The sequence below is a fragment of the Nevskiales bacterium genome, assembly GCA_035574475.1.
Taxonomy (GTDB): Bacteria; Pseudomonadota; Gammaproteobacteria; order Nevskiales; family DATLYR01; genus DATLYR01.
On the sequence record DATLYR010000048.1, the window covers coordinates 23,260 to 30,595 of the forward strand.

At 67.3% G+C, this 7,336-nt stretch carries 4 protein-coding genes and 2 tRNA genes; 1 reads left to right on the forward strand and 5 read right to left on the reverse strand.

Going from position 1 to position 7,336, the window contains the following annotated elements:
• Positions 1–17: 17 nt before the first annotated feature.
• The gene (locus VNJ47_03005; protein HXG27801.1) at positions 18–827 is read left to right on the forward strand and encodes an enoyl-ACP reductase; all 810 of its coding nucleotides are present in this window, start codon (positions 18–20) and stop codon (positions 825–827) included.
• A 308-nt stretch (positions 828–1,135) separates the two neighbouring features.
• Here VNJ47_03005 and VNJ47_03010 read toward each other — a convergent pair whose 3' ends face one another.
• From VNJ47_03010 to lon, 5 genes are all read right to left on the reverse strand, one after another.
• Positions 1,136–2,389: a dicarboxylate/amino acid:cation symporter gene (locus VNJ47_03010; GenBank protein ID HXG27802.1), complete on the reverse strand. Its 1,254-nt coding sequence runs from the start codon at positions 2,387–2,389 to the stop codon at positions 1,136–1,138.
• 20 nt (positions 2,390–2,409) lie between these two features.
• Complete coding sequence (locus tag VNJ47_03015) at positions 2,410–4,320, reverse strand: SurA N-terminal domain-containing protein (GenBank protein ID HXG27803.1); 1,911 nt, start codon at positions 4,318–4,320, stop codon at positions 2,410–2,412.
• A 66-nt stretch (positions 4,321–4,386) separates the two neighbouring features.
• Positions 4,387–4,463: transfer RNA gene (locus VNJ47_03020), tRNA-Asp, on the reverse strand.
• A gap of 6 nt (positions 4,464–4,469) precedes the next feature.
• Positions 4,470–4,545 (reverse strand) — tRNA-Val (locus VNJ47_03025).
• Positions 4,546–4,672: 127 nt separating this feature from the next.
• Positions 4,673–7,078: an endopeptidase La gene (gene lon, locus VNJ47_03030; protein HXG27804.1), complete on the reverse strand. Its 2,406-nt coding sequence runs from the start codon at positions 7,076–7,078 to the stop codon at positions 4,673–4,675.
• Between the last annotated feature and the right edge of the window lie 258 nt (positions 7,079–7,336).

Below are 7,336 nucleotides of genomic sequence, written 5' to 3' on the forward strand. Positions count from 1 at the left end.
TGCGGAGCACTGCACGCATGGGATTCATGAACGGCAAGCGCGCGCTCGTCACCGGCGTCGCCAGTAACCGCTCCATCGCCTACGGCATCGCCCAGGCCATGCACCGTGAGGGCGCCGAGCTGGCCTTCACCTACCAGGGCGACAAACTCAAGCCGCGCGTCGAGGAATTCGCGGCCGGCATGGGCTCGTCGATCGTGCTGCCCTGCGACGTCGCCGAGGACGCTCAGATCGAGGCATTGTTCACGGCGCTGCGCACCCACTGGGACGGCTTCGACGTGCTGGTGCACTCGATCGGCTATGCGCCGCGCGAGCAGTTGCAGGGCGGCTTCCTGGAAAGCGTCACGCGCGAGGGCTTCCGCATCGCCCACGACATCAGTGCCTACAGCTTCGCGGCCCTGGCCAAGGCCGCGCTGCCCATGCTGCGCGCGAACGCCGCGCTGCTGACCCTGACCTACCTCGGCGCCGAGAAGGCCATCCCGATGTACAACGTCATGGGCCCAGCCAAGGCCAGCCTCGAGGCCAGCGTGCGCTTCATGGCCTACGACCTGGGACCGAAGGCTATCCGTGTCAATGCCATCTCGGCCGGGCCGATCAAGACCCTGGCGGCAGCCGGCATCAAGGGCTTCCGCAGCATGCTGTCGAGCGCCGAGCAGGTCGCACCGCTCAAGCGCAACGTCACCATCGAGGAAGTCGGCAACGCCGCCGCCTTCCTGTGCTCGGACCTGGCCTCCGGCATCACCGGCGAGATCCTGTACGTGGATGCCGGCTACAACATCATGGGCATGGCGGCGCTGGAGCAGCCAACGGGCGGCAGCGCGGAGGGCTGATTTCACAACCGGGCAAGGCGCCGATACGGCGGCTTGGCGCAGCGAAATCAAGCGCAGCCGAACTGGGTGAGCGCGGGGACCTTTGGCGCTTGCCAGTGGCAAGCGCCACCGCGCGAACGCCTGGGGTTGGGGCCCAGGCCGGGGCGCGTAGCGCGCCGCGCAGCGCGAGACGAGACAGTGAGTCGGGGCGCTCGCGGACTGACTCAATGTCAGCCCGCGCCACGACGAACAGGCGAACCAAGCGGCGGTGAGGCGAGCCATTCGCGAAGCGAAGCCGGCGTTTGGCGGCGACTGGTTTAAAGGCGTCTTTAACTGACTGGCTTCGCAAGAATTCCCGCCTCGCCTTCCAACCGCCCCACCACCACCGCCGCGCAGCCGTCGCCGAGGACGTTGACCGCGGTGCGACACATGTCCAGCAACCGGTCCACCGCCAGGATCAGGCCGACGCCCTCCAGCGGCAACCCGACCGCCGTCAGGATCACGCCGATCGCCACCAGGCTGGCCGAAGGGATGCCGGCCATGCCGAAGCCCGTCAGCAGCGCGATCATCACCACCACGAACTGCCCGGCCAGGCCCAGTTCCAGCCCGTAGGCCTGGGCGATGAACAGGGCCGCGGCGCACTCGTACAGGGCCGTGCCGTCGGTGTTGACGTTGGCACCGATCGGCAGCACGAAGCCGGTGACGCGCTTGGATACCCCGGCACGGCGCTCGACGCAGTCGATCGTCACCGGCAGCGTCGCCGCCGACGAACTGGTCGAGAACGCGGTCAGCAACGCCGGGCTCATGGCGCGGTAGTGCTGCAGTGGTGACACGCGCGCCACCAGCCGCAGCACCAGCGGCAGCGTCACCAGCGCGTGCGCCAGCAAACCCAGCAGCACGGCGGCGAAGAACAGCGCCAGCGGCCGCAGGGCCTCCCAGCCGGTGCGCGCCACCACGGCCGCCACCAGCGCGAATACCCCGACCGGCGCAAAACGCATCACCAGCCGCGTGATCCGGCTCATCACCTCGTAGGCGCCCTGCCAGAAGCGCCGCTGGCTCCCGGCCAAGTCCTCCGGCAGGCGGTTGACGAAGAACCCGAACAGCAGGCTGAAGACGATCAGTCCGACGATATTGCCTTCGCTGGCGGCGGCAATCAGGTTGGGCGGGAACAGCTGCTGCAGCACACCGAGCATGTCGCCCGCGTCATAGCCCTGCAGGCGCTGCAACAGCTGCCCGGTATCTTCCGCCAGCCCCAGCCGCGGGCCGGCCGGCGCCCCGTCGACGATGCCGGGCCTGAGCCAGTTCACCATCAGCAGGCCGGTCAGGATGGCCAGCAGGCCGGTGCCGGCGTAATAGGCGAGCGTGCGCAGCCCGATGCGCCCCAGGTGCCGGGCGCCGCTGCTCCCGGACAGGCCATTGATGATGGCGCACACCACCAGCGGCACGATCAGCATGAACAGGGCGTTGAGAAACAGCCGCCCGACGAAGTCGAATGCCGGCAGCCAAGAGCCGCCGGGGCCGCTGGCCGCGCCGGCGGCAACCGCCAGGGCGAGCGCGATGAGAATCTGCCAGTGCATCTTCATCGCGTCGCGCCTGTTCAGGACTAAAGCTGACTCTCGTTGATCTTGACCTTGATGTCCTGTTCCAGGGCGCGCTTGAAGGCAGCGAACTCGCTACCGGCCAGCCGCCCGCTGAGCGCCTGGACCTGCGCTTCGCGGTCCTCGGCGTTCATGGTGGCCACATTGCCGTCCTGCACCGCCGTCAGCACTAGCACCGCATAGCCGCCATCGGGCAGCGCGATGCCACTGTAGCTGGCCTGTCCGGCCGCCGGCCGCGGCATCCGGAACAGCTCGGCCTGCGCGGCGGGCGGCAGGTTGGCGTCACGCCGGCCCACGAAGCCCAGCGCACGCGGCGCTAGGCCCACGGCCGACGCTACCTCCGCCAGCGGGCGGCCCTGGCGTAGCGCCGCCAGGGCCTTCTCGCCTTCGGCCTGGGCGCGGGCGCGGGCGCTCTCCTGGCGCAACTGCTCGGCGATCTCGCCGCGTACCTCGGCCAGCGGGCGCTGGCGCGCCGGTTCGTATGTCGCGACCCGCAGCACGATGAGCCGGTTGGCGCCGGCCTTCACCGGTGCGCTGTTCACCTTGTCTTTCAGCACGGCGTCGGAGAAGGCAGTCTCGATGACCTCGGGCACGGCGCCGATGCCAGGCCCGCCGTTGCGCGTCAGCCAGTCGCTCGACTGGACCGGCAGCCCGAGCGCCTGGGCCACGGGCTGGAGGGAATCGGGATGCTCGAACGACAGCTCATCCAGTTTCTCGGCCATCTGCCGGTAGCGCTCGTCGATCTCGCGCTCGCGGTACAGTGCCAGCACTTCCGCGCGCACCGCCGGGTCGGTGAAGGGCTTGACCTGCTCCGGCTCGATGCGCTCGGCGCGGATTAGGTGCCAGCCGAAGGCCGTTCGCACCGGCGCGCTGGTCTCACCTGGCTTGAGCCCGAACAGGGCTTGCTCGAAGGCCGGGTCGAGCGTGCCGCGCGTGACCGGATCGAGCAGTCCTCCGCGCGCCTTGGAACCGGGATCGTCGGAATGCTGTTGCGCCAGCGCGGCGAAATCCGCGCCTTTGTCCAATTGCGCCCGCAGCGCCTCGGCTTTTTCCCGGGCCTGGGCATCGCTGGTCTGCTCGTTCACCTGCACCAGGATATGGCGCGCCTGGCGCTGCTCGGGGCGCGAGAAGCGCGAGGCTTTCTCGGCTTCGTACAAGGCGCGCAGCAGTTCCGTCTCGGGCGCGCCGGCCGGCGCCAGTTTACTGCGATCCAGCTCAAGGTAGTCGACGCGCAACCGCTCGGGTGTCATGTAGGCGGCCTTGTCGCGCTCGTAGCGCGCGGCGACCGCGGCCTCATCGGCGCTGGTTGCGCCGAGATAGCGTGTCACGTCGAAGACCAGCAGCGTGGCCTCGCGCTGCTGGCGCTCGAGCCGCCACAGGGTTTCCACGTCCTTGGCGGTGACGATCGCGCTCTCCAGCAGGCCCGAGCGCATCTGCTCGACCTGCAGCGAGCTGCGCACGTCGTTCTCGAAGGCGCTGGCCCGCAACCCCTCGCGCGCCAGCGCCGCACGGTAGGCCTCCGGCGAAAAGCTGCCGTCCACCTGGAAGGCCGGGATACTCTTGATGTACTCCAGTACCTGGGTGTCGCTGACGCTGTAGCGCTGGCTGGCAACGTACTGCTCCAGCAACGCGGCCTGCACCAGCTCATCCAGCACCCCGCGGCGGAACGCCGCCGGGTCGATCATGTCATGGCGGAAGTTCTCCCCGAGCAATGCCTGCAGGCGCTGGTAGCGCTGGTCGTAGGCGCGCTGCAGCTCGGCGCGGGTGATTTCCACCCCGCCGACCTCGGCCAGCTTCGGGTTCGGTGGCGTGGTGAAGTAGCTCTCGATGCCCCATAGCGAGAACCCCACGATCAACAGGCCGATGACGACCCAGGCGATGGGCCCGGTGGCGCGTTCGCGTATGTTCTGCAGCATGCGGTTCCCCGGAAACAAAAAAGCGGCGCCCCGTGAAAGGCGCCGCGTTCCAGTCTAATGCAAATATGGCGGAGCGGACGGGACTCGAACCCGCGACCCCCGGCGTGACAGGCCGGTATTCTAACCGACTGAACTACCGCTCCGCAGTCTGGTGGGTGCTGACGGGATCGAACCGCCGACATTCGCCTTGTAAGGGCGACGCTCTACCAGCTGAGCTAAGCACCCTCTCCATGCGCTTGCGCAGCCAGGCGCAGGCACCCGTGACCGCACTCACTCAATGAATCGCGCAGCGCTTGAAAAGGCGGGGTAGTTTACTGCGCCCGCCATGCCTTGCCAAGCACGCGGCGGATGCTCAGTGTGGGCGTGCACTGCCCGGCCCCTCGTCCGGCTGCGTGGCTGGTTCGACCACCACCGGCACGGCGGTGGTGCGTGGCTCGGGCAGGCGCTGCAACGCGAGCTCCAGAACCTCGTCGATACGCTTGACCGGCTTGATCTCGAGCTTGCTCTTGATCTTGTCCGGGATCTCGGCCAGGTCCTTCACGTTCTCGTCCGGGATCAGCACGGTGTGGATGCCACCGCGGTGCGCCGCCAGCAGTTTCTCCTTGAGTCCGCCGATCGGCAGCACGTCGCCACGCAGCGTGATCTCGCCGGTCATGGCCACATCGGCACGCACCGGGATCTCGGTCAGCGCCGAGACCAGTGCAGTGCACATGCCGATGCCGGCCGAGGGACCGTCCTTGGGCGTGGCGCCCTCGGGCACGTGCACGTGGATATCGGTCTTCTGCGAAAAATCGGGGTCGATGCCGAGCTTCTGCGCACGGCTGCGCACCACGGTCAGCGCCGCCTGGATGGACTCGCGCATGACGTCGCCCAGGCTGCCGGTGTGGATCAGCTTGCCCTTGCCCGTCACCACCGCGGTCTCGATGGTCAACAGCTCGCCGCCGACCTCGGTCCAGGCCAGCCCGGTGACGCGGCCGACCTGGTCCTTCTCCTCGGCGCGGCCATAGCGAAACTTGGGCACGCCCAGATATTTCTCCAGGCTGCGCTGGGTCACGTGCACGGTCTTGTCGACCGGCTTCTTGACCAGCTCCTTGACCACTTTGCGGCAGATCTTGCTGATGTCGCGCTCCAGCGCGCGCACCCCGGCCTCGCGCGTGTAGTGGCGGATGATGTCGCGGATGGCGGCTTCGGACACGGTCAGTTCGCCCTTGCGCAGACCGTTGTCCTCCATCTTCTTGGGCAGCAAGTACTGCTCGGCGATGTGTACTTTCTCGTCCTCGGTGTAGCCGGGCAGCCGGATCACTTCCATGCGGTCGAGCAGCGGCGGCGGGATGTTCAGTGTATTGGCGGTGCAGACGAACATCACGTCCGACAGGTCGAAATCGACCTCCAGGTAATGGTCGTTGAAGCTGAAGTTCTGCTCCGGGTCCAGCACCTCGAGCATGGCCGAGGCCGGGTCGCCGCGGAAGTCGCTCGACATCTTGTCGATTTCGTCGAGCAGGAACAGCGGGTTGCGCACGCCGACCTTGTGCATGTTCTGCAGGATCTTGCCTGGCATCGAGCCGATATAGGTGCGGCGATGGCCGCGGATCTCGGCCTCGTCACGCACGCCGCCCAGGCTCATGCGCACGTACTTGCGGTTGACCGCGCGTGCGATCGAACGTCCCAGGGAAGTCTTGCCGACACCGGGCGGGCCAACCAGACACAGGATCGGCCCTTTCACCTTCTTGGCCCGCTGCTGCACCGCCAGATATTCGACGATGCGCTCCTTGACCTGCTCGAGCCCGTAGTGATCTTCGTCCAGCACCTTCTCGGCTTGTTCGAGGTCGATCTGGCTCTTGGTCCGCTTCTTCCACGGCATGCCGATCAGCCAGTCCAGATAGTTGCGCACGACGGTGGCTTCGGCCGACATAGGCGACATCATCTTGAGCTTGTTCAGCTCGGCATTGGCCTTGGCCCGGACCTCCTTGGGCATGCCGGCTTTCTCGATTTTCTTGCCCAGCTCCTCGAGCTCGTTGGGGCCGTCCTCCATCTCGCCCAGTTCCTTCTGGATGGCCTTCATCTGCTCGTTGAGGTAGTACTCGCGCTGGCTCTTCTCCATCTGCTGCTTGACGCGACCGCGGATTTTCTTCTCGATCTGCAGCACCTCGATCTCGCCCTCGATCAGCGCCAGTACGTGCTCGAGCCGTTCCTTGACGTCCTCCAGCTCCAGCACCTGCTGCTTCTGGTCGAGGCGCAACGCCAAGTGCGCGGCGATGGTGTCGGCCAACCGCCCGGGCGAGTCCATGCTGGCCAGCGACGGCAACAGCTCGGCCGGGATCTTCTTGTTCATCTTGATGTATTGCTCGAACAGGGACAGCGTCGACCGCATCAGCGCGTCCAGCTCCGGGTCGCCGCCGCGTTCATCCTGCGCCAGCGGCGCGCACTCGGCCAGCAGGCAGCCGTTCTGTTCGGCGAGATTCAGGATGCGCGCGCGCTGCGCGCCCTCGACCAGTACCTTGACCGTCCCATCCGGCAGCTTCAGCAGCTGCAGGATGCTCGACAGGGTCCCGACCTCGTGCAGGTCCTTCTGCGCCGGATCATCCACCTCGGCGGTTTTCTGGGCGACCAGCAGGATCTGCTTGTCGCTCTGCATCGCCAGTTCCAGGGCCTTGATGGACTTCGGCCGCCCCACGAACAGCGGGATGGCCATGTGCGGGTACACCACGACGTCGCGCAGCGGGAGAACGGGAGCATGGAGTTCATTGGGTGCCGGCATGGCGCAACCTCGCTGGGATCAGGACGCAATCGCCGCGCGACCGCAGTCTGTCATGTGGTGGCGTCCATGCCCGCTTTCAAGTCTGCAAGGCTTACATTATAAGCCCTGCTGCGGCGGCAGCTTGACCCCGGCCGGCGCAGCAGCAAAAAGGCCCGCCGGCGGATCACCGCGGGCGGGCCCCGGCTACCACTCGCAGCGCTCAGGCCGTGCCGACCCGCGGCAGCGCCTCGCGCTCGTGGGCATAGACGATGTACGGGC

Excerpts from the sequence above, each read along its gene's own strand:
- VNJ47_03005 (HXG27801.1), top strand. The coding sequence starts at position 18 with ATGGGATTCATGAACGGCAAGCGCGCGCTCGTCACCGGCGTCGCCAGT.
- VNJ47_03010 (HXG27802.1), bottom strand. The coding sequence starts at position 2,389 with ATGAAGATGCACTGGCAGATTCTCATCGCGCTCGCCCTGGCGGTTGCC.
- VNJ47_03015 (HXG27803.1), bottom strand. The coding sequence starts at position 4,320 with ATGCTGCAGAACATACGCGAACGCGCCACCGGGCCCATCGCCTGGGTC.
- lon (HXG27804.1), bottom strand. The coding sequence starts at position 7,078 with ATGCCGGCACCCAATGAACTCCATGCTCCCGTTCTCCCGCTGCGCGAC.